At 62.8% G+C, this 20,846-nt stretch carries 25 protein-coding genes; 13 read left to right on the forward strand and 12 right to left on the reverse strand.

Annotated features, from left to right (window positions below; translation table 11 throughout):
- Positions 1 to 59: 59 nt before the first annotated feature.
- From HALLA_RS21270 to HALLA_RS09840, 4 genes are all read left to right on the forward strand, one after another.
- The gene (locus HALLA_RS21270) at positions 60 to 1,025 is read left to right on the forward strand and encodes a M48 family metalloprotease (protein ID WP_197540028.1); all 966 of its coding nucleotides are present in this window, start codon (positions 60 to 62) and stop codon (positions 1,023 to 1,025) included.
- A 349-nt stretch (positions 1,026 to 1,374) separates the two neighbouring features.
- Entirely contained in the window at positions 1,375 to 2,835 is a 1,461-nt protein-coding gene (locus HALLA_RS09830) for a bifunctional ADP-dependent NAD(P)H-hydrate dehydratase/NAD(P)H-hydrate epimerase (protein ID WP_049953187.1), read from the forward strand.
- Positions 2,836 to 2,838: 3 nt separating this feature from the next.
- On the forward strand, positions 2,839 to 3,387 hold the full coding sequence (gene moaC, locus HALLA_RS09835; protein ID WP_049953188.1) for a cyclic pyranopterin monophosphate synthase MoaC: 549 nt from the start codon (positions 2,839 to 2,841) through the stop codon (positions 3,385 to 3,387).
- A 22-nt stretch (positions 3,388 to 3,409) separates the two neighbouring features.
- The gene (locus HALLA_RS09840) at positions 3,410 to 4,429 is read left to right on the forward strand and encodes an NAD(P)H-dependent flavin oxidoreductase (RefSeq protein ID WP_049953189.1); all 1,020 of its coding nucleotides are present in this window, start codon (positions 3,410 to 3,412) and stop codon (positions 4,427 to 4,429) included.
- Positions 4,430 to 4,479: 50 nt separating this feature from the next.
- On the opposite strand, the gene HALLA_RS09845 is transcribed toward HALLA_RS09840, so the two are convergent.
- The 5 genes from HALLA_RS09845 to HALLA_RS09865 form a co-directional block, all read right to left on the reverse strand.
- Positions 4,480 to 5,223 carry a beta-ketoacyl-ACP reductase gene (locus HALLA_RS09845; protein WP_049953190.1) on the reverse strand — a complete coding sequence of 248 codons (744 nt, stop codon included), beginning with the start codon at positions 5,221 to 5,223 and terminating at the stop codon, positions 4,480 to 4,482.
- Positions 5,224 to 5,390: 167 nt separating this feature from the next.
- On the reverse strand, positions 5,391 to 6,794 hold the full coding sequence (phaC, locus tag HALLA_RS09850; RefSeq protein ID WP_049953191.1) for a class III poly(R)-hydroxyalkanoic acid synthase subunit PhaC: 1,404 nt from the start codon (positions 6,792 to 6,794) through the stop codon (positions 5,391 to 5,393).
- A gap of 48 nt (positions 6,795 to 6,842) precedes the next feature.
- Complete coding sequence (locus tag HALLA_RS09855; protein WP_049953192.1) at positions 6,843 to 7,397, reverse strand: poly(R)-hydroxyalkanoic acid synthase subunit PhaE; 555 nt, start codon at positions 7,395 to 7,397, stop codon at positions 6,843 to 6,845.
- A gap of 39 nt (positions 7,398 to 7,436) precedes the next feature.
- A complete protein-coding gene (locus HALLA_RS09860) occupies positions 7,437 to 7,922 on the reverse strand; it encodes a hypothetical protein (RefSeq protein ID WP_049953193.1) in 486 nt (161 codons plus the stop codon).
- A gap of 2 nt (positions 7,923 to 7,924) precedes the next feature.
- On the reverse strand, positions 7,925 to 8,242 hold the full coding sequence (locus tag HALLA_RS09865; protein ID WP_049953194.1) for an AbrB/MazE/SpoVT family DNA-binding domain-containing protein: 318 nt from the start codon (positions 8,240 to 8,242) through the stop codon (positions 7,925 to 7,927).
- A gap of 269 nt (positions 8,243 to 8,511) precedes the next feature.
- On the opposite strand from HALLA_RS09865, the gene HALLA_RS09870 reads away from it, so the two are divergent.
- Positions 8,512 to 9,222 carry a MaoC family dehydratase gene (locus tag HALLA_RS09870; RefSeq protein ID WP_049954070.1) on the forward strand — a complete coding sequence of 237 codons (711 nt, stop codon included), beginning with the start codon at positions 8,512 to 8,514 and terminating at the stop codon, positions 9,220 to 9,222.
- Positions 9,223 to 9,358: 136 nt separating this feature from the next.
- Complete coding sequence (locus HALLA_RS09875; protein WP_242406159.1) at positions 9,359 to 10,408, forward strand: helix-turn-helix domain-containing protein; 1,050 nt, start codon at positions 9,359 to 9,361, stop codon at positions 10,406 to 10,408.
- A 139-nt stretch (positions 10,409 to 10,547) separates the two neighbouring features.
- Here HALLA_RS09875 and HALLA_RS09880 read toward each other — a convergent pair whose 3' ends face one another.
- Positions 10,548 to 11,318 (reverse strand): archaeal proteasome endopeptidase complex subunit alpha, encoded by a 771-nt coding sequence (locus HALLA_RS09880; protein ID WP_049953195.1) that lies wholly within the window; start codon positions 11,316 to 11,318, stop codon positions 10,548 to 10,550.
- Positions 11,319 to 11,320: 2 nt separating this feature from the next.
- Positions 11,321 to 12,133, reverse strand: a complete 813-nt coding sequence (locus HALLA_RS09885; protein ID WP_084568984.1) for a proteasome subunit alpha — start codon at positions 12,131 to 12,133, stop codon at positions 11,321 to 11,323.
- Positions 12,134 to 12,278: 145 nt separating this feature from the next.
- Here HALLA_RS09885 and HALLA_RS09890 point away from each other — a divergent pair, with 145 nt between their 5' ends.
- A complete protein-coding gene (locus HALLA_RS09890) occupies positions 12,279 to 13,682 on the forward strand; it encodes a phosphomannomutase (RefSeq protein ID WP_049953196.1) in 1,404 nt (467 codons plus the stop codon).
- A gap of 63 nt (positions 13,683 to 13,745) precedes the next feature.
- Here HALLA_RS09890 and HALLA_RS09895 read toward each other — a convergent pair whose 3' ends face one another.
- Together HALLA_RS09895 and HALLA_RS20015 are read right to left on the reverse strand one after the other, a co-directional pair.
- A complete protein-coding gene (locus HALLA_RS09895) occupies positions 13,746 to 14,222 on the reverse strand; it encodes a PIN domain-containing protein (protein ID WP_049953197.1) in 477 nt (158 codons plus the stop codon).
- Positions 14,219 to 14,527 (reverse strand): AbrB/MazE/SpoVT family DNA-binding domain-containing protein, encoded by a 309-nt coding sequence (locus tag HALLA_RS20015; RefSeq protein ID WP_084568985.1) that lies wholly within the window; start codon positions 14,525 to 14,527, stop codon positions 14,219 to 14,221. Before HALLA_RS20015 ends, HALLA_RS09895 begins: the two co-directional genes overlap by 4 nt.
- Before the next feature lie 172 nt (positions 14,528 to 14,699).
- On the opposite strand from HALLA_RS20015, the gene HALLA_RS09900 reads away from it, so the two are divergent.
- The 3 genes from HALLA_RS09900 to HALLA_RS09910 all read left to right on the forward strand — a co-directional run bounded on the left by HALLA_RS09900 (position 14,700) and on the right by HALLA_RS09910 (position 16,826).
- A complete protein-coding gene (locus tag HALLA_RS09900; protein ID WP_049953198.1) occupies positions 14,700 to 15,872 on the forward strand; it encodes a CaiB/BaiF CoA transferase family protein in 1,173 nt (390 codons plus the stop codon).
- An 83-nt stretch (positions 15,873 to 15,955) separates the two neighbouring features.
- Positions 15,956 to 16,348: a cytidine deaminase gene (cdd, locus tag HALLA_RS09905; RefSeq protein ID WP_049953199.1), complete on the forward strand. Its 393-nt coding sequence runs from the start codon at positions 15,956 to 15,958 to the stop codon at positions 16,346 to 16,348.
- A gap of 88 nt (positions 16,349 to 16,436) precedes the next feature.
- Positions 16,437 to 16,826 (forward strand): hypothetical protein, encoded by a 390-nt coding sequence (locus HALLA_RS09910; RefSeq protein WP_049953200.1) that lies wholly within the window; start codon positions 16,437 to 16,439, stop codon positions 16,824 to 16,826.
- Between the two features lie 104 nt (positions 16,827 to 16,930).
- Here the strand turns inward: HALLA_RS09910 and HALLA_RS09915 are convergent, their stop codons facing one another.
- Positions 16,931 to 17,359, reverse strand: a complete 429-nt coding sequence (locus HALLA_RS09915; RefSeq protein ID WP_049953201.1) for a DUF488 domain-containing protein — start codon at positions 17,357 to 17,359, stop codon at positions 16,931 to 16,933.
- Positions 17,360 to 17,419: 60 nt separating this feature from the next.
- Here HALLA_RS09915 and HALLA_RS09920 point away from each other — a divergent pair, with 60 nt between their 5' ends.
- The gene (locus HALLA_RS09920) at positions 17,420 to 18,241 is read left to right on the forward strand and encodes a nucleoside phosphorylase (protein ID WP_049953202.1); all 822 of its coding nucleotides are present in this window, start codon (positions 17,420 to 17,422) and stop codon (positions 18,239 to 18,241) included.
- 36 nt (positions 18,242 to 18,277) lie between these two features.
- Here HALLA_RS09920 and HALLA_RS09925 read toward each other — a convergent pair whose 3' ends face one another.
- Both HALLA_RS09925 and dacZ read right to left on the reverse strand, forming a co-directional pair.
- Positions 18,278 to 19,042, reverse strand: coding sequence for a mechanosensitive ion channel domain-containing protein (locus HALLA_RS09925; protein ID WP_049953203.1), 765 nt, complete (start codon positions 19,040 to 19,042; stop codon positions 18,278 to 18,280).
- Position 19,043: 1 nt separating this feature from the next.
- Complete coding sequence (gene dacZ / locus HALLA_RS09930; protein WP_049953204.1) at positions 19,044 to 19,856, reverse strand: diadenylate cyclase DacZ; 813 nt, start codon at positions 19,854 to 19,856, stop codon at positions 19,044 to 19,046.
- A 137-nt stretch (positions 19,857 to 19,993) separates the two neighbouring features.
- On the opposite strand from dacZ, the gene HALLA_RS09935 reads away from it, so the two are divergent.
- Positions 19,994 to 20,245: a hypothetical protein gene (locus tag HALLA_RS09935; protein ID WP_049953205.1), complete on the forward strand. Its 252-nt coding sequence runs from the start codon at positions 19,994 to 19,996 to the stop codon at positions 20,243 to 20,245.
- Between the two features lie 118 nt (positions 20,246 to 20,363).
- A complete protein-coding gene (locus HALLA_RS09940) occupies positions 20,364 to 20,810 on the forward strand; it encodes a hypothetical protein (protein ID WP_049953206.1) in 447 nt (148 codons plus the stop codon).
- Positions 20,811 to 20,846: the final 36 nt, after the last annotated feature.

Below are 20,846 nucleotides of genomic sequence, written 5' to 3' on the forward strand. Positions count from 1 at the left end.
TATATAGATCATCACGTTGTAGACTATAATTTTTGAACACCGACGAACCACCGTTATGTGTGCGATTTACCCAACCCGCCGGCCTCGCAACCCGCGCAGCAATCGCGGTGGGTATCAGCGGGATAGTCCTCGCCAGCAGCCTTGCCGTCGTATTGGTTCTAGTTATCGCCCTTACGATGGCTATCTCTGCCTATCTATCAGACTTTCTCGAGCTCGCTCATATTCTTCCGCCTCGAGCGATATGGCCACTCATCTGGTTGGCCGCAGCTGTCGGTGGGATTGTCTGGTTCGCTCGAACCATTAAACAGGCAATTCGGAACGAACGTACTGAGCTATTTGAAAGGACGACGCCCATTTCGGAAGTACCGGTAGATGAGCGGTCGACCATCCAGTCTGCAGTCGGTCGATTTTCGAGACAGGTCGATATCCACCAGCCAGCGGTTCGTATTGATCCAACAGAGACGCCACTCGCATTTACAATGTATCGTCCAGTTGACCCGCTCATTAGATCTGACCAGAGTAAGATACCGACAATCGTCATCTCGAGAGGTCTCCTCGACACACTCTCTCAGGGAGAACTTTCAGCCGTTCTCGCACACGAAATCGCACATATTGGTAACGATGATTTGAGATTGTTAACTGCCGCGCTCGTCCCACTCATCGCTGCCGAGACACTCACAGAAGACGTCGGATACACATCAAACATCTTCGAAGTCTGCGGCCATCTCCTCAGCTTCGTCGCACTGGTGGGTATCGGTGTGTTTTCTCGCGGCAGAGAGATGGCCGCTGACCGCGGCGCTGTTGCAATAACTGGCGATCCAGCTGCACTCGCAACAGCACTCGAAAAAATCGACGGTTCATCGCCAGCCAAACCGATTTCGGACCTTCGAGAGCACGTTCGATCGACGAATGCGATAAATATAGTGCCGACGCTTGGGACTGAGCCAGTAAAATCAGGCCTTCGTTCAACGCACCCGTCACTCGAGACCCGTATTATGCAACTTCGGTCGCTGGCAGCCGACTAATCCTACTTCCGTAGTTCCTTCTATGAGGGTGTCATAGAAGAGTTTACACATTTGCCGTATAGCGATCTCCGTGAAGAGCAGCGCCAGCCAATCACTCTTACACTGACCATGACAACTGTTTTCTATGACACCCTCTGTATCGCATCTGTGTTCGGTTCGACGATAACTGCGCTGGCCGCGAGCGATTCGACGAAAAAACCGAATCGCTAGCACGATCCATCTTCACGCCCGATCGGTCGTCGATATTTACGGTTTCGAGCCTCCTGCAACATTTTAATCGGATACGAACCGAGAGTGAGGAGATCCGACAGAACACAATCTTCAACGGACCGCCCGTCGAAGACCGACCATGATCACAGGCGAGCGAATGGCCGCCGTCGACGAGAACGCGGCGGCGCTTGGCGTCACGCAAAAACAGCTGATGGAGTCGAGCGGCAACGCCGTCGCGAGGGCGGTCCGGGACGCCGCGGAACCGGACTCGAGCGTCGCGATCGTCGCCGGGCGCGGGAACAACGGTGGCGACGCGTTTGTCGCCGCCCGGTTTCTCGAGAGCTACGACTGCACGACGATTCTGCTCGGCCGTCCGTCAGCGATCGGCACCGAAATCGCCCGAGAGAACTGGGACGCGCTCGAGAACACGGACGCGGACGTGCGAACGGTGACAGATTCGAGCGCGTTCGAACACCCCGACGCCGACGTGGTCGTCGACGCGATGCTCGGCACTGGAATCAGCGGCGACCTCCGGGAACCGGAGGCGACCGCCGCGCGGGCGATCAACGACAGCGATGCGACCGTGATCGCGGTCGACGTTCCGTCCGGGTTCGACGCTGATGCGGGGACAGGTTCGGATCCCGGAGGCCGCGACGCGCTCGCCGACAACGGTGTCGAAGCCGACCGCGTGGTTACCTTCCACGACGAAAAGCCGGGGCTCGAGGAGCTTTCGGCCGACATCACCGTCGCGGACATCGGTATTCCGGCCGCTGCGGAGCGATACGCCGGTCCAGGTGACCTCCGCGTCGCGCGACCCGACGGGCGAACGGGACGGGCGTTCGTCATCGGCGGCGGCCCCTATACCGGAGCCCCGGCGCTGGCCGCCCAGGCCGCCCTCCGGAGCGGGATGGAACTCTCGTTCGTCTCGGCCCCGGATGCGGTCGCGGGCGAAATCCAGTCCTACGCGGAGGATCTGATCGTCCAGCCCTACGACGGCGACCGGCTGGTTCCGGAGCAGGTCGATGGCCTCGTCGAGACCGCAGAACGCCACGACGACGTGGTGATCCTCGGCCCCGGACTCGGAACCGCCGACGAGACACTCGAGGCCGCGCGCCAGTTCCTCGAGTCCTATACCGGCCCGGCGGTGATCGACGCGGACGCGCTCGGAGTTGTCCCCGACCTCGAGACCGAGGCGACGCTGGTCTGTACGCCGAATCGCCGGGAACTGGCGCGAATGGGCGGCCCGGAAACGGACGATCTCGAGGCCGCGGCGGACGAACTCGAGGAATTCGCGGCGGACCTCGGACACGTCGTCCTCGCAAAGGGCGTCGACGACGTGGCGACCGACGGCGAACGGACTCGGATTTGCCGAGCGGGGACGCCCGGCATGGCCGTCGGCGGAACGGGGGACCTCCTCGCGGGTATCGTCGCCGGCCTGCTCGAGCACGCGGGGCCGCTCGAGGCCGCGACGGCTGGCGCGTACGTCAACGGGCGAGCCGGCGAGATTCGGGCGGAACGGATGGGGCAGGGATTCCTCGCCTCCGACCTGCTCGAGGAGGTTCCAGTAGTGCTTTGGAGCGAGAACGACGAGGGCGAGTAACGAATGAGCGACGATCATCCGACGACCACGCCGGACGAGAACGGCGGGTCGAATACCGATTCCGACGGCGACGCCGACCGGCTCACCCACACGACCGACGACGGCGACGTGCAGATGGTCGACGTCGGCGACAAGCCCGACACCAGTCGCCGCGCCGTCGCCGCGGGAGAGATTCGTCTCCAACCCTCGACGCTCGAGGCGATCCGCGACGACCGGATCGGCAAGGGCGACGTGCTCTCGACCGCCCGAATCGGCGCGATTCAGGCCGTCAAACACACCTGGGAGACGATCCCGATGTGCCACCAGATCCCGATCACGAACGTCGACACCGACTTTTCGCTCGAGAACGACCACGTGGCGCTCGAGGTCGCCGTCGAGACGACGGGGAAAACCGGCTGCGAGATGGAAGCGCTCGAGGGCGTCACGACCGGTCTCAACGTCGTCTGGGATATGGTCAAAGCCGTCGAGAAAGACGAGGATGGGCAGTATCCGGCGACAGGGATCGAGAACGTGCGAGTGCTCGAGAAGGAAAAGCGGCCAGCGTCGGAATAGCACGGAGAAACGAAGGGAACAGATGACGCTTCAAACGCCGCTCTGTGACGCGCTCGGAATCGAATGGCCGATCGTTCAGGCACCCATCGGCAGTGCGACGAATCCCGAACTGGCCGCCGCCGTTTCGAACGCCGGCGGACTCGGCCATCTGGCGGTCACGTGGCGGGATCTCGAGGAGACGAGACGGGTGATCCATCAAACTCGCGAGCGGACCGATAACCCGTTCGCAGTCAACCTCGCGCTCGATGACGCGACGACGATTCTCGAGACTGACGGTCATCTCGAAGTCATTCTCGACGAGGGCGTCGATGCCGTCTCCTTCTCGTTTGGCAGTGCTCGAGAGTACGTCGATCGCGTTCACGAAGCAGGCGCGATCGTTTTCCAGACTGTCGGGAGCGCAACGGCCGCACGGGAGGCGGTAACCGCCGGCGTCGATATCGTCGTCACACAGGGCATCGAAGCCGGGGGACACGTCCAAAGTGAGGTCGCAACGACGGTACTCGTGCCTCGAGTTGCGGATGCGGTGGGGGACGAAGTGCCGATCATTGCCGCAGGTGGGATCGGCGACGGGCGGGCTATTGCTGCCGTCCTCGGGCTCGGCGCTGACGGCGCGTGGCTCGGAACTCGATTCGTTGCAACCGAGGAGGCGACAGTTCACGACGACTACCAGCGGTTGCTCTGTGAGAGCGACGAAACCGACACCAGTCTGACGACGCTGTTCGATAAGGGCTGGCCCGGAATGCCCCATCGCGTCCTGAAAAACGAAACGATCGAGCGGTGGGAACGAGCGGGACAACCTCCAACCGGCGAGCGGCCGGGAGAGCACGATGTCGTCGCGACCACCAACGCGGGGGAACCGATCGAACGATACGACGAGGTGCTTGCAACACCCGATGTAGACGGAGACGTTGAAGAGATGGCGCTTTTCGCCGGCCAGAGTGTCGGTCTTACTGACAACGTGCAACCTGCCGAAGCGGTCCTCGAGGAACTTGTCGCCGAAGCACGGGAAGCGATGTCACAGCTCCCGAAGCGGAGAGAATAGCGGTACCGTTCAAAACTGATCGACAATTCGAACCAGGACGGCCATCGGGCTCAGAGATCCATCCCGCCGTTGACGTCGATCACTTCGCCCGTCACGTACGAGGAATCCTCGCTCGCGAGGAACCGGACGACGGCGGCGATGTCCTCGACTTCAGCGAGTCGTTCGAGGGGGACACTCGAGATGATCCGCTCGAGGACGTGTTCGGGAACCGTCTCGACCATATCGGTGGCCGTAAAGCCCGGCGCGACGCAGTTCGCGGTCGAACCGCCCTGCGCGAGCTCGAGCGCGATCGTTCGGGTGAAGCCGAACATGCCGCTCTTGGCGGCGGCGTAGTTCGCTTGCCCGAAGTTACCCTGCTTGCCGACGACGCTCGAGATGTTGATCAACCGGCCCTCCTCGGCGTTCCAGATGTCGTCGTAGAACGTCTGCGTGCAGTTGAACATCCCGCCGAGATTGACATCCATCACGCGATCCCAGTCCGCTCGAGTCATTTCGGTGAACTGATGATCCGCGGTGATGCCGGCGTTGTTCACCAGCACGTCCGCCGGACCGAACGCCTTGAGACAGACCTCGCGCATGTGTTCGACGGCGTCGCGGTCGGAGACGTCGGCCTGGGCGGTGACCGCCGAACCGCCCGCCGATTCGATCGCGTCGACCGCGTCGTGGGCTGCCCCCTCCGACGAGCGATAGTTGATGACGACGTTCGCCCCCTCCTCTCCGAGGTACTCGGCGATCCCTCGACCGATGCCTCGAGCCGAGCCGGTGATGACGCAGGTTCGCCCATCCATTGACATAGATGCCTAGACAATAGTCCGCATGCCCTATATAATGACGTACGGACTCTCAGTTATCCAGACGAAGGAGACCGTTAATAAGGCTCTTTGAACGGGCGAACAAAAGTAGCGATAACACCGAAACTATCGTCTGGTATCGCGAGGGTTCCGTTCCCGGTGGCGCGAACCTATCTCGAGCGAGCCTGCTCGATCCAGTCCTCGATTCGGGCCGGCGAGATTCCGGTCTCCGTAGCCAGGTCGGCGGCGTCCGCTGCAGCGAGGTCGCCGATCGTTTCGATCCCCGCCTCGTGGAGGTCGTCCGCGTACGCCTCTCCGATACCCGAAAGGTCGGTGAGATCCGCGTCGGAATCGGTTCCGTCGATTTCGATCTCGACGCCCGCTTCGTCGACGCCGGTCTCGTCACCGTCGACATCCGCAGCGAGTGCGGCATCCGATTCCTCCGCAGCCGCAGACTCGGCATCCGGTTCCGCCCCGCCCTCGAGGTCGCTTTCGGCTCGCTCCTCGAACCACTCACAGACCTGCGGCCAGAGTTCGTCGTGGCTCCGCGAGGAGACAGACATGCCGATGTGGCCCGTCGGGAACTCGAGGATCTCGGTGTCCTCGGAGGCGATCGCGTCGTTGAACGGTTTCGAGGCGTTCGGCGGGATGAGGTGGTCGTACTCGGCGACGATCTGGAGGACCGGCATCTCGATGTTCTCGAGGTCGACGCGCCGGTCGCCGAGGACGAGTTCGTTCTCCATCAGCTTGTTCTCCTGGTAGATGTCGGTGATGAACTCCTCGTAGGCGGCGCCGGCGACGTCGATCCCCTCCGAGAGCCAACGCTCCATCCGAGCGAAGTTCTCGACGAAGTCCTCGTCGTCCATGTTGTCGTAAAAGCGGACGTACTTCGTCACGTTGTTCGCGACGGGATCCATCAACGCGAAGCCGACGTCGAGGAACTCGGCGGGGACGTTGCCGTACGTGTTCGTGACCCGATCCGGATCGTAGTAGTCCTCGGCCCCCCACAGCTCGAGGACGCCGCCGTCGCCGGCGAAGCAGAGCCCCGACGCCATCAGTGCGAGGTTCTTGACTTTCTCCGGGTAGAGCGCGGCGTACATGGCCGACTTCGTGCCGCCCATGCAGTAGCCAAGGATGTTGATCTCGTCCTCGCCCGACCGGTCGCGGACGACGTCGACGCAGTTGTCGATGTACCGGGTGACGTAGTCCTCGAGCGTGAGCGAGCGATCGAGCGCCGATGGCTCGCCCCAGTCGATCAGATACACGTCGAAGCCCGCCTCGAGGAGCGTCTGGACGACCGATCGATCCGGCTGTAAGTCGAGGATGTAGGGCTTGTTGATCAGCGCGTAGACGACGAGGATCGGCACGTCGTGTTGGTTTTCGGTCTTCGGTTCGTAGTGCAACAACTCGAGTTTGTTCTCCTCGTAGACGACCTCGCTCGGCGTCTGGCCGACCTCGACGTTCTCGAGCGTTTCCGTCCGTTCGGGCGCGACGCGGGTCTTCTCGGCGAGTTCGGCGGCCCCTTCCCAGGCCTGCCGTTGCATGTCCATCGCGAGTGTGTATGGGTTTTTCATTGGGTGGGTGATCCGTATGTGGGAGATCAGTCCGTCGACGCTCCGCAGTTACTGCTCGTCCTGGTCCTCGAGGTGCTCGAGGACCCGATCGAGTTTCTGCTCGACGGCGTGCTGGCGTCGCTCGAGTTCGACGAGGCGGTCGCCGACTTCGACCACGTCGCTCTCGGTTGCGAACCCGAGCGTGCGAAGCGTCGTTTCGGCGGCCTCGTCGGCCTGCTGTTGGGCCTCGAGTACGTCCCCGACGGTTTCGCCGGTCATCTTGGCGAACGCCGTCGTGGACATCACGTCCTTGAACGCGTCGTTGGCCGTGTTGAGCCAGATATCGCGGAACTCCTCGATATCGACGTCTTCGCCCTCGAGCTGGTCGTTCATCCGCTCGACCATCTGCTGGGAGGCGTCCATCCACGTCTCGTAGGCCCGGGCGTAGCCCTCGACGCCTTCGGAAACCTCGTTTTCCTCGGCCGCTTCGCCGACCGTCTCCGACCAGCTTTCGACGAACTGGGCCTGGGCTTCCATGTTCTGCTCGAGCGCCTCGAGAAACTGTTCGTTCCACTGTTCGGCGGCCGCGTTCCAGTCGTGCACCTGGGATGTCGGATCTGTCATGAATAAAATTGATCGTTGGAGCGTGAAAGCGTTTCGGGACTATGCGGAGGTGTCGAACTCCGACGCGGCGTCTTCGACGTTCTCGGCGACGGCCGTAACGTTGGCTTCGGCCTGCTCGTGAGCGTCGAGGAACGCGTCGAACGAACTGTCGACGGCGTCGGTGTAGCTGTCGGCGAACTCGTCGTAGGCCTCGCCGGAGTCCTCGACCGCTTCGATGATCGACTCGAGGGTTTCGACCTGTGCCTCGGTGGCGTTCTCGAAGCCCTCGTCGACCAGTTCGTGGAGTTCGTCGACGTCGGCCGCCTCCTCCGGAAGCGATGCCTCGACGGCGTCGAGCGACGCGTGAATCGCCCCTTTCGTCAGGTCGGCGTTGCGCTCGAGCATCGAACTCGAGGAGTCGACGACGGTCGCGAAGGCGTCGATCGACTGCTTTTGGGCCTCGACGGCGTCGTGGGTGAGCGTCTGGCTCTGTTTCACTGCGGTGCGCTGTGCGTCGAACAGTTGTGTAAGTGGGGTCTGGGTCATTGTTATTCGTCCTCTCGGTCGCGTTTGACGGGGACGACGATCGTCTGAACGATGTCTCCTTCTTCGATGTCGAGGGCGTCTCGTTCGGGACCGGGAATGCTGACCCGGCCGCCGCTCTGGACACGAGCCTTGAACGTCGCCGTGCCCATGTTCATCGGCCCGAGCGACGACATTCCCTCGAGCGGGTTCGCCGTACCGGCCTGCATCATCTGTTTCAGCAACTCCTGCTGTGATTGTGCGACCTGCTCACCGGCTTCCTGCATCTGCTCTGTAAACATCGCGGGCGGAAACCAGGGTGATCGGTCGGAGTCGTCCGTCATCAACAGTACGAACGCGCCGATCGCTAATAAGCGTTTCCGATAGGAACCATCTAATACCATTAGAATACATTGAGTGGTTTGTACAGTATTACATTGTGCTCGAATGGTGGGTCAATTCACAATTTCAGCTCAAAAGAGAACCCACACAAGATCTACGATCCGAATACCACCCAATAACAGACCTAAACACACCATTTTGTAGTTATTAACTCTCCTCGGAGGGAGCCAAAGGAGACTTAACGACGACTCCCGTACGTATGCTGTATCAGATGTCCCAACAAAACTCGGGGGAAACGGAGTTTTCCGCCATGACAGATGCCTGGTCAGCGATGACACGAAGTTTCATTCGGACCACGGCCGCTGCGAACCGCGCGGCGGTATCTGCGATGGTCCCCACGACGGGGATGGACCGATCGGATGACGACGACTCGAGTCTGTCCGACTCGGATGATCAACTCCCGAACGGCTCCGCTGGAGCCACTGGAGAGTCGGCAGACGCCATCTCGGCACCGATCCAGTCCGTCGACTACTCCGATCTCGACTGGGATTTCGAACGCACCGTCGACGACCCCGCCCACATCAGCGTCGGCGACACCGTCACCTTCGAGAAAACGCTCACGGACGAGGACGTGCGAGCGTTCGCCCACAGCAGCGGCGATACGAACCGGCTGCACCTCGACGACGAATTCGCCGCCGAGACGCGCTTCGGGAAACGCATCGTCCACGGAACCCTCGTCTCCGGACTCATCAGCGCCGCACTCGCCCGACTCCCCGGGCTCACGATCTACCTCTCCCAGGACCTCGAGTTTCGGGGCCCCGTCGGTATCGACGACCGAGTCTCGGCGCGCGTCGAAGTCGTCGACGCGCTCGGCAACGACCAGTACCGACTCGAGACCCTCGTTCGCGACGAGGACGCGGACGAGACTGTAGTCGAGGGAGAAGCCGTCGTCCTCATCGACGGGTTCCCCGCGAACAGCTAACGCGGCCCACCGTACGCGGCGACGACGCTCGAATTCGTGGCGGTCTGTGACGGCCGAGAGGTGGGGGATTCTCCGCGTTCCGGAAGACGAGGACACCGAAACGAAGACGTATTTTTCTCCGGACCGAATACCGAACATGACGACAGAGGACGAATCCGACGAGTCCGGTCGCCGGAGCGGCCTCGAATCGACCCCGGAGACGACCGTCGAACCGGTGTCGAGCGCGGCTGCCGACGGGACGACCGACCGATCCGCGACGGCGTCAGCCGAAACCGTTTCCGACCCGAGTGATGCCTTTCAGGCGCTCGGTAACGAAACGCGAATGGGTATCCTCGATACGATGCTCGAGCGGACCGACGAAACCGAGACGGGCGTTACCTTCTCCGAACTGTTCGAGGCGTCGACCGTGGATACCTCGGCGGGCTTTGCGTACCACCTCGAGCAACTCGTCGGGCCGTACCTCGCGAAAGACGGCGACGAACACTACGAACTCACCTACGCGGGACGGAAGATCGCACGCGCTATCGCGACGGGAGCCTACACTCGACGCGTCGATCACCCGCCGATATCGCTCGCCGAGTCGTGTCCGTTCTGTGGCGAGCAGTCTCTCGCGGCACAGGCTACCGACAACGTCGTCGCGGTCGCCTGCGAGAACTGCGACCGATCGCTGTTGCGCCTCGGATTCCCCCCGTCGGGGCTCGAGTCCCACGGCGAGTCGTTTCCCGACGCGTTCGATAGACATCACCGTCACCGGCTCGGACTCATGGCCGAGGGCGTCTGTCCGGAGTGCAGCGGGGAAATCTCCTCGGAGCTGGTCAGGACAGCGCCGTCGACCGACGACGCGCTTCCTTCGGAGTTCGAAGAGCACGTCCAGGCCGCCTTCGACTGTGAGGTCTGTGGCACCGAAGTTCGCTGTCCCGTTTCGCTCGCGTTTCTCGACCGTCCCGAGGTCGTCTCGTTGTACCACGACCACGGACGAAACGTCCGCGACCGCCCGATCTGGAACGTCGGCCACGAGTGGACCGAAACGATCCTCTCGGAGGAGCCCCTCGCGGTGCGCGTCGTCGTCGAACTCGAGGGCGACGTTCTCGCGCTCTACGTCGACGAACGACTCGACGTCGTCGACGTGCAACGGTCGGAAACGAACGCGTCGACTTCCGAGGGCGCGGCCGATGCCGCGGCATGAGCCGACACGAGCGACGGTGAATCGGGTATGCATGAGCCCTCGGCGGATTGGCAACGAATAAGCCAGCGGCGGACTGGCGACGCGTAATCCAGTGGGAGGTCACCGGCAATTTCGCGATCACCCTACGAGCGAGCGCGGCTCACGCTGTCGTTTCTGCCAGCGCGGATTCGATCTCGTCAGCCGAGAGCCGGTCGATCCTCGTCGGCTCCGAATCGATCGTCAAGACGGTCAGTTCGGCCGGCTCGAGGGCCGACTCGGCCGTCGTCTCGAGCGCCTCGAGGGCCGTGACCGTTCCCCGATGTCGACCGCCCTGACTCGCGCTATCGACAGCACCGCCTCCGAGTAGTTTGTCCTCGAGAATCGCCCTGATATCCTGCGATCCGTCGCCGATCGCGGCCGCTTGCCAGCCGGACGACGTTCCGCCCGGATCGACCTCGTACAGTCGCGGTCGAGTCCCGCCGCGAGCGGTCGGCCCCTCGTCGATGCCGGCGACGAGCAGCGCCGACCCGTACGGTCGCGAACCGCCGGAGTGGGTCGACTCCTGGACGTGATCTGCGATCTCTTTTGCGAGGGGTTCGACGCCGATCGGTTCCCCGTACCGCAGCCGGTGGCGTTGCCCGGCGTTCCGTGCGAATTCCACGAGCATCCGCCCGTCGGCGGCGTGTCCGGCCGTTGCGACCGCGATGTGGTCGTCGACGCGGTGGACCTTTTCGACGGAGTCCGGCTCGAGCAGCGGCGAGCGGAGTCGCTTTCGCGCCGCCAGAACGACCCCGTCTTTGGTCAGAACGCCGACGCTCGGCGACCCCCGTTCGACGGCCTCGCGGGCGTATTCGACCTGATAGAGTCGACCGTCGGGTGAAAAGATGGTACTCCCGCGGTCGTAGGCCTGCTGGTGTGCGTTCGAATCCATCGTCAGGCCACCTCCCCGTTCGACTCCTCGCCTCCGATCGAACCGGCCCCCGACCCGGACGCCGAATCGGTGATCGAAGCTATCGCCGAATCGACGCCGTCGTAGGCGTCCAGGTCGAGCGCCTCGTCCGTAATAGTCGCGACCGTTATCCCGTCGCCGCTTGCGGTATCTCGTTCGGTCGCGTTTCGAACGGCCTCCGAGACGACCGTCGCGAGCTCCGACACCGGAAGGCCCGGCTCGTAAGCCCCCTCGAGCGTGCCGTAGGCGAGTTGCATGCCGCTTCCGCTCGCGGCGTAGTCGCTTTGCATGACGCCGCCGCCCTGCCCGATATCGTAGACGGACGGTTCCTCGTCGACGCCGGCGAGCACGAGGTCGAGAACCCGGTACGGACCGCGACGAACGAGGTCGCCCGCGGTCGTCGCCGCAGTCTCGACTGAGGCGGAATTTCCGTGGCGCATCTCATAGAGGCGTAATTCGGTACGCAGTCGCCGGACGAACGCCTGAGCGTCGCTGACGCTACCCGCGAAGGCGACGGCCGTTCGGTCGCCGACGGGTGCGATCTTTCGCATGCGTCGGTTCGTGACGAATCGACCGCCGAGACTCGCACGCGTATCCGCAGCGAGGACGACGCCGTCGGACCCGACGGCACCGATCGTCGTCGTTCCAGTTTTGACGACGCGAGTGGGCTGATCGCTTGGGGCCTGTTTCGCTCGATCGACAGACCGCCTGCCGTTCGCCTCGCGGAACTGCCCGCTCGGAGCGTCGAGTGCTCGACCCAGACGGTTCGATCGATCGTTGGTGGGTAATCGTCTCATCACCCGTGATAGCCGCCTCGAGCGGTTAAGTGATAGCTAAAATATATTTTAGCTCGAGCGGCGTAGAAACGCTCGCGAAACGACCGATTCGACCCATCGGTACGAGCTATCAATACATAAGTGGCTGCTCGCGAAACGTTCGCCCATGACGTTGTTCGGGACGGCGGGAATTCGTGGGCCAGTCGACGGAACGGTAACACCCGCGGTCGCACTGTCGGTGGGGCAGGCCGCCGGAGCGCCGGGCGAAACGTTCGTCGTCGGTCGCGACGGACGCGAAACGGGCCCCGCTCTCGCCGCCGCGATGGAAGCCGGCCTCGAGAGCGCGGGTGCCGACGTGTTGCGTCTCGGTCAGGTCCCAACACCGGCGCTCGCCTTCGGTTCGCGGGGACGGCGCGGAGTGATGGTGACGGCGAGTCACAATCCGCCCGAGGATAACGGGATCAAGCTCTTCGCCGACGGCGTCGAATACGACCGCGATGCTGAACTGGCTATCGAAGCCGCCGTCGGATCACCCGAACCAGCGCGGTGGGACGAGTGGGGGCGCTCGGCCGACCGCGAGATACTCGACGCGTATCGAGACGCGGTGACGGCCTACGTCCGCGAGCGATTTCCGACTCTGTCGGACGGAAACGACGCCGAAACCGCGACGGAAGAATCGAGGCCGCTCGAGGGACTTTCGATCGCCGTCGACTGCGGCGGCGGCGTCGGCGCGCTCGCGACGCCCCAGATCCTCGAGCGACTCGGCGCCCGCGTCGCGGCGTTGAACGCGACCGTCGACGGCCACTTCTCGGCCCGGGAGAGCAAACCCACGCCCGAGACGCTCACCGACCTTTCGGCGTTTCTCGAGTCGGGCTCGTTCGACCTCGGAATCGGTCAGGACGGAGACGCCGACAGGTTTGTCGTCCTGGGACCCGACGGCGACGTGATTCACGAGGATACGATTCTGGCGGTCGTCGCGGCCCACTACACGCGGCGGGCCCACAGTTCGGATCCTGTCGTGGTGACGACGCCGAACGCCTCCGCGCGGATCGACGAACAGGTTCGCACCGCGGGAGGTCGCGTCGAACGCGTTCGTCTCGGTTCCCTTCACGAGGGGATCGCCCGCGAGCGCGAGGAGGGCGACGCAGACACCGAAGTCGTCTTCGCGGCCGAACCGTGGAAACACATCCACACCCGCTTTGGCGGCTGGATCGACGGCGTCGCGAGCGCCGGCATTATCGCCGCGCTGACCCGCGAGGCAGGCGGCACCGACGCGCTCCGCGAACCCGTCACCGAACGGCCCTACCGAAAGGTGAGCGTGGACTGTCCGGAACAGCACAAAGAGCCGGCGATGGAGGCCCTCGAGACCGCGCTGCCGGACGCGTTCCCGGACGCCGAGGTCGACACGGACTACGGCGTGCGCCTCGAGTTCCCGGACGCCTCGTGGGTGCTCGTTCGCCCGAGCGGCACCGAACCCTACGTCCGGATTTACGCCGAAAGCGACGCGGTTGACCAGCTTGTCGCAGATGCCCGCGAGGTCGTCGAGACGGCGATCGCGAACGCGGACTGAGATCGTGGACGAGAGAGTGCGTTCACCAGCCCATCGCCCACACAGTGTTCGATAGCGCTGCCCTCACTGCGGGAAGACGGAGAGTTCAGAAAAATAGCTCCGATAGAATCCAGTATCGAAACTGAGCAGGGCATCGGCATCGGCGGGCACGCGACCGCCGATGACGAAATCAGCGGCGATATGCTGACGGGGTATGAGACGTTCGTCACATTGCTCACATCGGACGGTCCGTTTCTCCCCGCAGGACGGACACTGGAGTCCGTTTGGCCGTCGATCCGTGTACCGTTTGACCTGCTGTCCAGCCTCGAGGAGCGCCTCCTGAGAGGGTTCGACGAGCCGGATACTCAAGTCCTCGAGAAACCGATTTAGTTCGGATGCGGTCTCGAAATGCCCATCGGCTGCGAGTTCGGCGTAGACGATCGACGTAATAGTCACTCGCCCGTCCTGATATGCGCGTCGAAGTTCCGATTCAGCGGTATCGGAGTACTCATCATCGTACAAAAGCGCGAGGAGGACGTTCGTATCGACCGCCGTTATCACGGTCCCCTCGTGGTGGTTTCGTCGTCATTCGAATCGGAACGACTCTCATCCGCTGTCCCGCTGCTCCCGCGGGGGTACTCGCCGCGGAGCCGGCGCATCCGTTCGGGCATCGATTCGCCGCTTTCGGCGGCGCCACGGTATTTTTCGAAGGGGTCCGTGCCCTCCGTCGTTGTCGGCTCTTCCTTACGGATTTCGTATCCGGAGCCGGTCTGTTCGAAGGCTACTTCGTCACCTGGTCTGATTCCCAGCCGATCCCGGATCTCCTTCGGGATGGTGACCTGTCCCTTGGTGGTGACGCGAGGTATATACGTGTATACCTATGCAGTAATACTTAATTAGTATTACCCCATTCAGACCAGACCGGCTCTCTTCGGATGGTGCGATTCGAGGAGCACCGAACGGCGTTGATCCGAAACAGTTGATCCGACACTGCAGACTACACACGAGTTCAAGTAGACGGATTCCATCACCACGGGTATGGAACTCGACGGCGTTCGCGTCCTCGATCTCACGCGATTGCTTCCGGGCCCGTACGCGACCCAGCTTCTCGCCGACCTCGGTGCCGAAGTCATCAAGATCGAAGCGCCGGAGACGGGCGACTACGCGCGACAGATGTCGCCCCGAACCGACGACGGAACGGGTGCAATCTTCGCCGCGGTCAACCGCGGCAAACAGAGCGTCGTCCTCGACCTGAAAACCGACGACGACACCGCGGCGTTCTACCGGCTCCTCGAGGACGCGGACATCGTCGTCGAGGGCTTCAGACCCGGCGTCGCCGAGCGACTCGGCGTCGACTACGAGACGGTCTGCGATCACAACTCCGAAATCGTCTACTGCTCGCTGACCGGCTACGGACAGGACGGCCCGAAGCGCGACGACGCCGGACACGACCTGAACTACGTCGGTCTGTCGGGGCTGCTCGAGATGACGCGTTCCGACCCCGAATCGACGCCCCAGATTCCGGGCTATCCGATCGCGGACATGGCCGGCGGGTTGTCAGCCGCGTTCGGGATCGTCTCCGGACTTCTCTCGCGCGAACTCGGCGACGGGACGGGGTCGTACCTCGACGTCTCGCTGACCGACGCGATTATTTCGTTCTCGCAAGTCGTCGCATTGCCGGCGCTGCTGGGAGAAGAACCGCGACCGGGTGAGAGTCTCCTGACCGGTGACCTCCCGTGGTACGACGTGTACGAGAGCGCCGATGGATCCTACGTAACGATCGCCGCGCTCGAGAAGCGGTTCTGGCTCGCGTTCTGCGAGGCGATCGACCGCCCCGACCTCGAGTCGCTTCACGGGACCGCCGATGTGGCCGAACGTGACGCGCTCCGTGCGGAACTCGAGTCGATTTTCGCCGATCGAACGCGCGCGGAGTGGGCCGATATCGCGGGTCCCGACGTTCCGGTCGAACCGGTGCTATCACCGGCAGAAGCGCTCGAGCATCCACAGATCGATGCCCGCGGAATGGTCCGCCGGGCGCAGCCGGAGACGGAATACCCCGCGATCGTCTCCCCGATCACCGCCGACGAGTCGACCGGTCGGGAGGGAGTACCGGACCACGGCGAGCACACGGACGCGGTTCTCGAGGCCGCGGAGAACGGAGACACGGACCTCGAGGAACCCTCGAGTGGAACTGAACGGTCCGAGAAGTAGCGGTCTGACGAGTACGGCTGGCAAACCGGCCGGCGATCCGGGCGGTCGGTGCTTTCTTGCCGACAGTCGCGGTATCAGTAGTTATGAACGACGAAACACTGGTCGAGATGGCGCGAGACGTTCAGTCGAAAGCGCACGTGCCCTACTCCGAGTACCAGGTCGGCGCGGCCCTCGAGACCGCGGCGGGCGACGTGTACGTCGGCTGTAACATCGAAAACGCGAACTACAGCAACAGCCTCCACGCCGAGGAGGTCGCCATCGCCGAGGCGATCAAAGAGGGCGCGACCGAGTTCGAACGCATCGCCGTTAGCTCGAGTCGACGCGACGGCGTCACCCCCTGCGGGATGTGCCGACAGACGCTCGCCGAGTTCTGCGGGGACGACCTTCGCGTGATCTGTGACGAGGGAGAGTCGACGAGCGAGTACACCTTGGGCGAGTTGCTCCCCGACACGATAACCGAAGAGATGCTCGAGTAATACCCTGAACCGATCGGTGCAGGTGAAACACGAAACAAGTCTGGAAGGGGGACAGAACAACTATATCAAATCTGCAACAAGTACTAGTATGGTTTCACGTGATACGTCCGTTCACCTCGCCGCTTTGCTGTTGGGGTTTGTTGCCCTATCGCTGGTCGACAACTACAGCATCGGCCCGGAAACCGGCGCAACACCGATAGTTGGATTCGTGCTGTTCTACGGCCTCGTCCTCGGTGGGGCGCACCTCTATCTCGCGGTCCGAGGTGAAGACGGGATGATTCCGGTGCAAGCGCGGTGGCGGTACGTGACGATGCTCGCCGTCCTCCTCGGCGCAAGTCTGGTGATCTTTTATGCGGGCGAGCGAACGGTCGCTTCCGTCTCACTCGGTACCATCGGCCTCGTCGTGATTCTACTCACGGTCGTCAGTTACGTCGTCACCGAATCTATCGCAGGGTATCGGTCGTCTCGTTCCGCGTGAACGGTCAGTTGCGGATCGGCTGACTCATCGAAGGGAGATCGAAATCATCTCCTCGAAGTCTGTCACCCCCTCGAGGCCTGCGATGACTCTCCTTGCCCCGATACTCACCCGTCCTCGAGGTACTCCCGCAGAATCGTCCTGTGACACCGCTTTTTCGCCGTGTTCTCGAAGCAGACGAGCGCGATCGATTCGCCAGCCTCGAGACGTTCTTCGAGCGTCTCGAGTGCGTCCTGCGCGCTCGCCGACTCCTCGAGATGCGCGCGATACGCCGTCTCGAAGCCGACCTCCTCCCAGGCGGCGTTGTGTGCGCCTTCCCCGCAGAAGCCGCGCATCTTCAACGCCTCCTCGGCTGATTTGGTCGACTCGAGCAGCGGTTCCGGTGGCCCGAGTTCGGGGACGTTCTCGTCGACGGCGGCGTGAAACCAGCCCGTCGGATTCCGGACCACGCCGACGAGCGTCGTGTCCGGGTCGAGTTCCTCGAGGTCGTGTTGCAACGCGGCGACGTACGTGTCCGCGAGGTGGCCGCTTGCCATACCGTCCGATTGGGGCTCCCGGCATTTATATACGACCCCGGTGCGAATCACACGAACCTCATGGCAGGACACAGCGAAGACCCGAACGCGGACGAACAGTACCACCTCGAGGTCGGCCCGGAAGACATTGCCGACACCGTCTTGCTCCCGGGGAATCCGGAACGGATCGACAAGATCGTCGCCCACTGGGACGAGTACGACGAGCGGGCCTATCACCGGGAGTACCGGACCGCGACCGGCACCTACGACGAGACGCCGATCTCGGTGACGTCGACGGGGATCGGCGGGCCGTCGGCGGCGATCGCGGTCGAAGAACTGGCCCGCGTCGGCGCGGAGACGTTCATTCGGGTCGGCTCCTGTGGCGCGTTACAAGAAGAGATGGCGGTCGGCGATCTGGTCATCACGACGGGCGGCGTTCGCCAGGAAGGCACCAGCAGCGAGTACGTCCGCGAGGACTACCCCGCGAACGCCGACTACGAGGTCGTCTGCGCGCTCGTCGCCGCCGCGGAGCGACTCGGCTACGACTACCACACGGGCGTCACGATGAGCGCCGATGCGTTCTACCCGGGTCAGGGCCGACCGGGGTTCGAGGGCTTCGAAGCCGCCGGCTCGACGGAGTTAGTCGACGAACTCAAAGAAGCGAACGTGAAAAACATCGAGATGGAAGCCAGCGCGATCATGACCATCGCGTCGATTTACGGACTCCGAGCCGGAGCCGTCTGTTCGGTCTACGCCAACCGGGAAACCGGCGAGTTCCGGACCGAAGGCGAGTCCCGCTCAGCCGAAACAGCCTCGCTGGCGACGCACCTTCTGGCGAAAATGGACGCAGTGAAACGTGAGGCCGGTGCGGATCGGTGGCACGCCGGCCTCAGCCTCGAGTAGTCTCGAGCGCGGAAAACTGGATTGCTTCTCGCGGGTTTAGCTCCGGATTCGGATGACGCCTTCCTCGAACACCCGTCTGTTCGGTACGATGAACTCCTCGGAGTCGTCTTCGATCTTCGTGACGAACAGATCGACCTCTTGGACGATACCAGACTGGTCGCCGATCCGCACCCGGTCGCCGATGCTGTAGGGCTGGTTCAACAGGAGGTAGATACCCGCGGCGCTCGAGACGAGAAAGTCTTTGAACGCGTAACCGCCGACGATGACGATGCCGACGGTGTAAACGGCGAGCAGGATGAGCAGGGCGAACACGTGCACACCGATCTGATCCAGCGCGATGATAAAGGCGATATACAGCACCGAGTACTTCACGACCTTCGGGATAATCGCTACCTCGGGGAGCTTGACGCCGCGGAGGTACTCGCTGACGCTCAGTTCGGCCTTGTCGGCGATGATGAACCCGAGAATCAGCACGAAGACTGCGATGAAGACCTGCGGAATGAATTGGATGATATTCGCCCAGAACGCGTCGGTCGGAAGGAGCTCTGCGATGTGGATCGCGGTGAGGACCGCGATGCCGTAGATGAACCACGAACTGATCCGAGCGACGATCTCGACCGTGGACGTACCGAGGCTCTGGGCGGTGCGTTCGAACGGCGTCCCTTCGACGGCGTCGGTGACCCCGGCCGCACTGAGCAGTTCCTTGTTGAGCTTTCCGACGAGATACCCGACGACGAGGCCGAGCGCGAGCACTGCCACGGCGATGACCGCAGGTTCGTCGACGAGCGTCTGCCAGTCCATATCAGTACGCCTCCGGATCGACCTCGATCAGTAACTCGCCACCTTTGAACGCCCGTACCATGCCGTCGCTTTCGGAAAGCGCGATCGCGATCGCGTTCGTATCTCTGGTGATCGCACCGCCGGCCATGTGTCTGGCCCCGAGCCCTTTCGGGATGTCGACGCCTTCCGCGGACGGCTCGAGATACCGGTAGGCAGAGACGATCTTGCCCGAATCGGAGATGACGAACGCTCCGTCGAGACGCGAGAACTCCTTTAACATTACGCTCACGATCGGGTCGCCGACGTGTACGTGAGATTTTTCGAACGGGTTGTACGAAAGCGGTCGGGACTTGTTCATCACTTTTCCGGCGTCGCCGACGACGAACAACGCCCCGACGGGCTTGCCCTTCTGGCCTTTCTTGCCGAGTTCGATCGCGAGTTCGAGCACCGCCTTGATCACCTCGGGATCCGCACGCGACCGCGAGAACAGGTCGTAAATACCCGTCTTCGAGTCGGCGTCCGCTCGAACGCGCGAGACGGTGTCGATGCTGTCACTGAAGACGCTCGTCGCACACGCCAGTACGTCCCCATCTTCGATGATGTCCTGTTGCAACGCGCCCTCGAGTCCGAAGGAGATCCGCTCTGCGACGTCTTCGAACTCGAGCGGGAGTTCGACGAACGTCTCCGCACTCACGACGTTTTCCGTGCCAACGACGATGACGTCGAGTTCGTCGACCGAGGAAAAGCGCTCGTAGTACGACCCGCTCGGCCCGAAGAGTACGACGGCATCGACACCCGAGAAGATGTCCCCGAACACGTCGTCTAATCCGTCCATTACTCCTAGAAGTCGTTCGTGATCGAATAAACGTTGTGGGCTTGAACGGGTGAGAACCTTCAGCATACGTTCCGGGCGGAGTTGCGTACCGAGAAATTGTGGATAACACTTATGATGATGATCCAACAGTATCCCACATGGCCTACGCACACCGATCGGAACGGCTCGTGCCGTCGTCTACCTGGGCAACACTTCGTGATCGAACCCTCGAGTTGTTACTCGTGGTCTCGCTGGCCCTCGGAGTGGCGTCACTGACCTCGCTTTCGACCGGCAATCCGGAGTCCATCGCGATGATCGCCGGCCTGAGTTTCGTCCTTATCGTCGGCGGGCTAGCGACGATTCGGCTCATCGAGTACCTCGAGGCGAACGGCGTTCCTGCCCTCGAGTGAGACACCTGCAGTGTCAGACGCGCAGCCTGCGACCCGAACCCCGACAGTGGGCGTAGTCGCTGATTTTGACACGAGCGATCTCAGAACGCTTTTTCCCGGTCGGCCGAATCCCTCGAGTATGAACGATCTCGTCCCGGCTGTGCTCGGTCCAGTGGTGATCGGTGCCGTCTCGGTGCTCGTCTACTGGGACGCGCGACGGGTCGGCGTCGTCTGGCCCCCGGTCTGGGCGCTCCTCATGTTCGTGACGGGGATGCTGGGTCTCGGACTCTTCCTGTTCGTTCCGTCAATACCGCTTCCCGGCCTGCTCGTCATCCTTCTCATCGGCCCGATCTTCTACGCGTTCGAGCGGGACGACACCAGACACAGCGGGGAACCAGCCGATCCGCACACGCTCGCCGACGCGGGGACGACCCACGAGAGGTCGGCTCCGGGCGAGTCCGACCGCGAGCCCGAAAATGGAACAGCCGACTCGAGCGACGGGCCGAACGGACGAAGCGGTGCTGGCGGGACGGACGAGATATCGCAGGAGCAAGTCGATTCCGACGAGTACGCCGAGAGACGATAACGGGCGCAACTGTCCGTCAGCCGGCGGTGAGAGCGC

It is taken from the genome of Halostagnicola larsenii XH-48 (assembly GCF_000517625.1).
In the GTDB taxonomy this organism is placed as follows: domain Archaea; phylum Halobacteriota; class Halobacteria; order Halobacteriales; family Natrialbaceae; genus Halostagnicola; species Halostagnicola larsenii.

Bases quoted from the DNA above. Each gene is read 5' to 3' on its own strand.
- HALLA_RS09925 (WP_049953203.1), bottom strand. From the start codon at position 19,042: ATGGACTGGCAGACGCTCGTCGACGAACCTGCGGTCATCGCCGTGGCA.
- dacZ (WP_049953204.1), bottom strand. From the start codon at position 19,856: ATGGACGGATTAGACGACGTGTTCGGGGACATCTTCTCGGGTGTCGAT.
- HALLA_RS09900 (WP_049953198.1), top strand. From the start codon at position 14,700: ATGGAACTCGACGGCGTTCGCGTCCTCGATCTCACGCGATTGCTTCCG.
- HALLA_RS09920 (WP_049953202.1), top strand. From the start codon at position 17,420: ATGGCAGGACACAGCGAAGACCCGAACGCGGACGAACAGTACCACCTC.
- HALLA_RS09890 (WP_049953196.1), top strand. From the start codon at position 12,279: ATGACGTTGTTCGGGACGGCGGGAATTCGTGGGCCAGTCGACGGAACG.
- HALLA_RS09915 (WP_049953201.1), bottom strand. From the start codon at position 17,359: ATGGCAAGCGGCCACCTCGCGGACACGTACGTCGCCGCGTTGCAACAC.
- HALLA_RS09910 (WP_049953200.1), top strand. From the start codon at position 16,437: ATGGTTTCACGTGATACGTCCGTTCACCTCGCCGCTTTGCTGTTGGGG.
- HALLA_RS09940 (WP_049953206.1), top strand. From the start codon at position 20,364: ATGAACGATCTCGTCCCGGCTGTGCTCGGTCCAGTGGTGATCGGTGCC.
- HALLA_RS09935 (WP_049953205.1), top strand. From the start codon at position 19,994: ATGGCCTACGCACACCGATCGGAACGGCTCGTGCCGTCGTCTACCTGG.
- HALLA_RS09865 (WP_049953194.1), bottom strand. From the start codon at position 8,242: ATGACGGACGACTCCGACCGATCACCCTGGTTTCCGCCCGCGATGTTT.
- HALLA_RS09855 (WP_049953192.1), bottom strand. From the start codon at position 7,397: ATGACAGATCCGACATCCCAGGTGCACGACTGGAACGCGGCCGCCGAA.
- HALLA_RS09880 (WP_049953195.1), bottom strand. From the start codon at position 11,318: ATGGATTCGAACGCACACCAGCAGGCCTACGACCGCGGGAGTACCATC.
- HALLA_RS09875 (WP_242406159.1), top strand. From the start codon at position 9,359: ATGACGACAGAGGACGAATCCGACGAGTCCGGTCGCCGGAGCGGCCTC.
- HALLA_RS09870 (WP_049954070.1), top strand. From the start codon at position 8,512: ATGTCCCAACAAAACTCGGGGGAAACGGAGTTTTCCGCCATGACAGAT.
- moaC (WP_049953188.1), top strand. From the start codon at position 2,839: ATGAGCGACGATCATCCGACGACCACGCCGGACGAGAACGGCGGGTCG.
- HALLA_RS09840 (WP_049953189.1), top strand. From the start codon at position 3,410: ATGACGCTTCAAACGCCGCTCTGTGACGCGCTCGGAATCGAATGGCCG.
- phaC (WP_049953191.1), bottom strand. From the start codon at position 6,794: ATGAAAAACCCATACACACTCGCGATGGACATGCAACGGCAGGCCTGG.
- HALLA_RS09860 (WP_049953193.1), bottom strand. From the start codon at position 7,922: ATGACCCAGACCCCACTTACACAACTGTTCGACGCACAGCGCACCGCA.
- cdd (WP_049953199.1), top strand. From the start codon at position 15,956: ATGAACGACGAAACACTGGTCGAGATGGCGCGAGACGTTCAGTCGAAA.
- HALLA_RS09845 (WP_049953190.1), bottom strand. From the start codon at position 5,223: ATGTCAATGGATGGGCGAACCTGCGTCATCACCGGCTCGGCTCGAGGC.
- HALLA_RS09885 (WP_084568984.1), bottom strand. From the start codon at position 12,133: ATGAGACGATTACCCACCAACGATCGATCGAACCGTCTGGGTCGAGCA.
- HALLA_RS09830 (WP_049953187.1), top strand. From the start codon at position 1,375: ATGATCACAGGCGAGCGAATGGCCGCCGTCGACGAGAACGCGGCGGCG.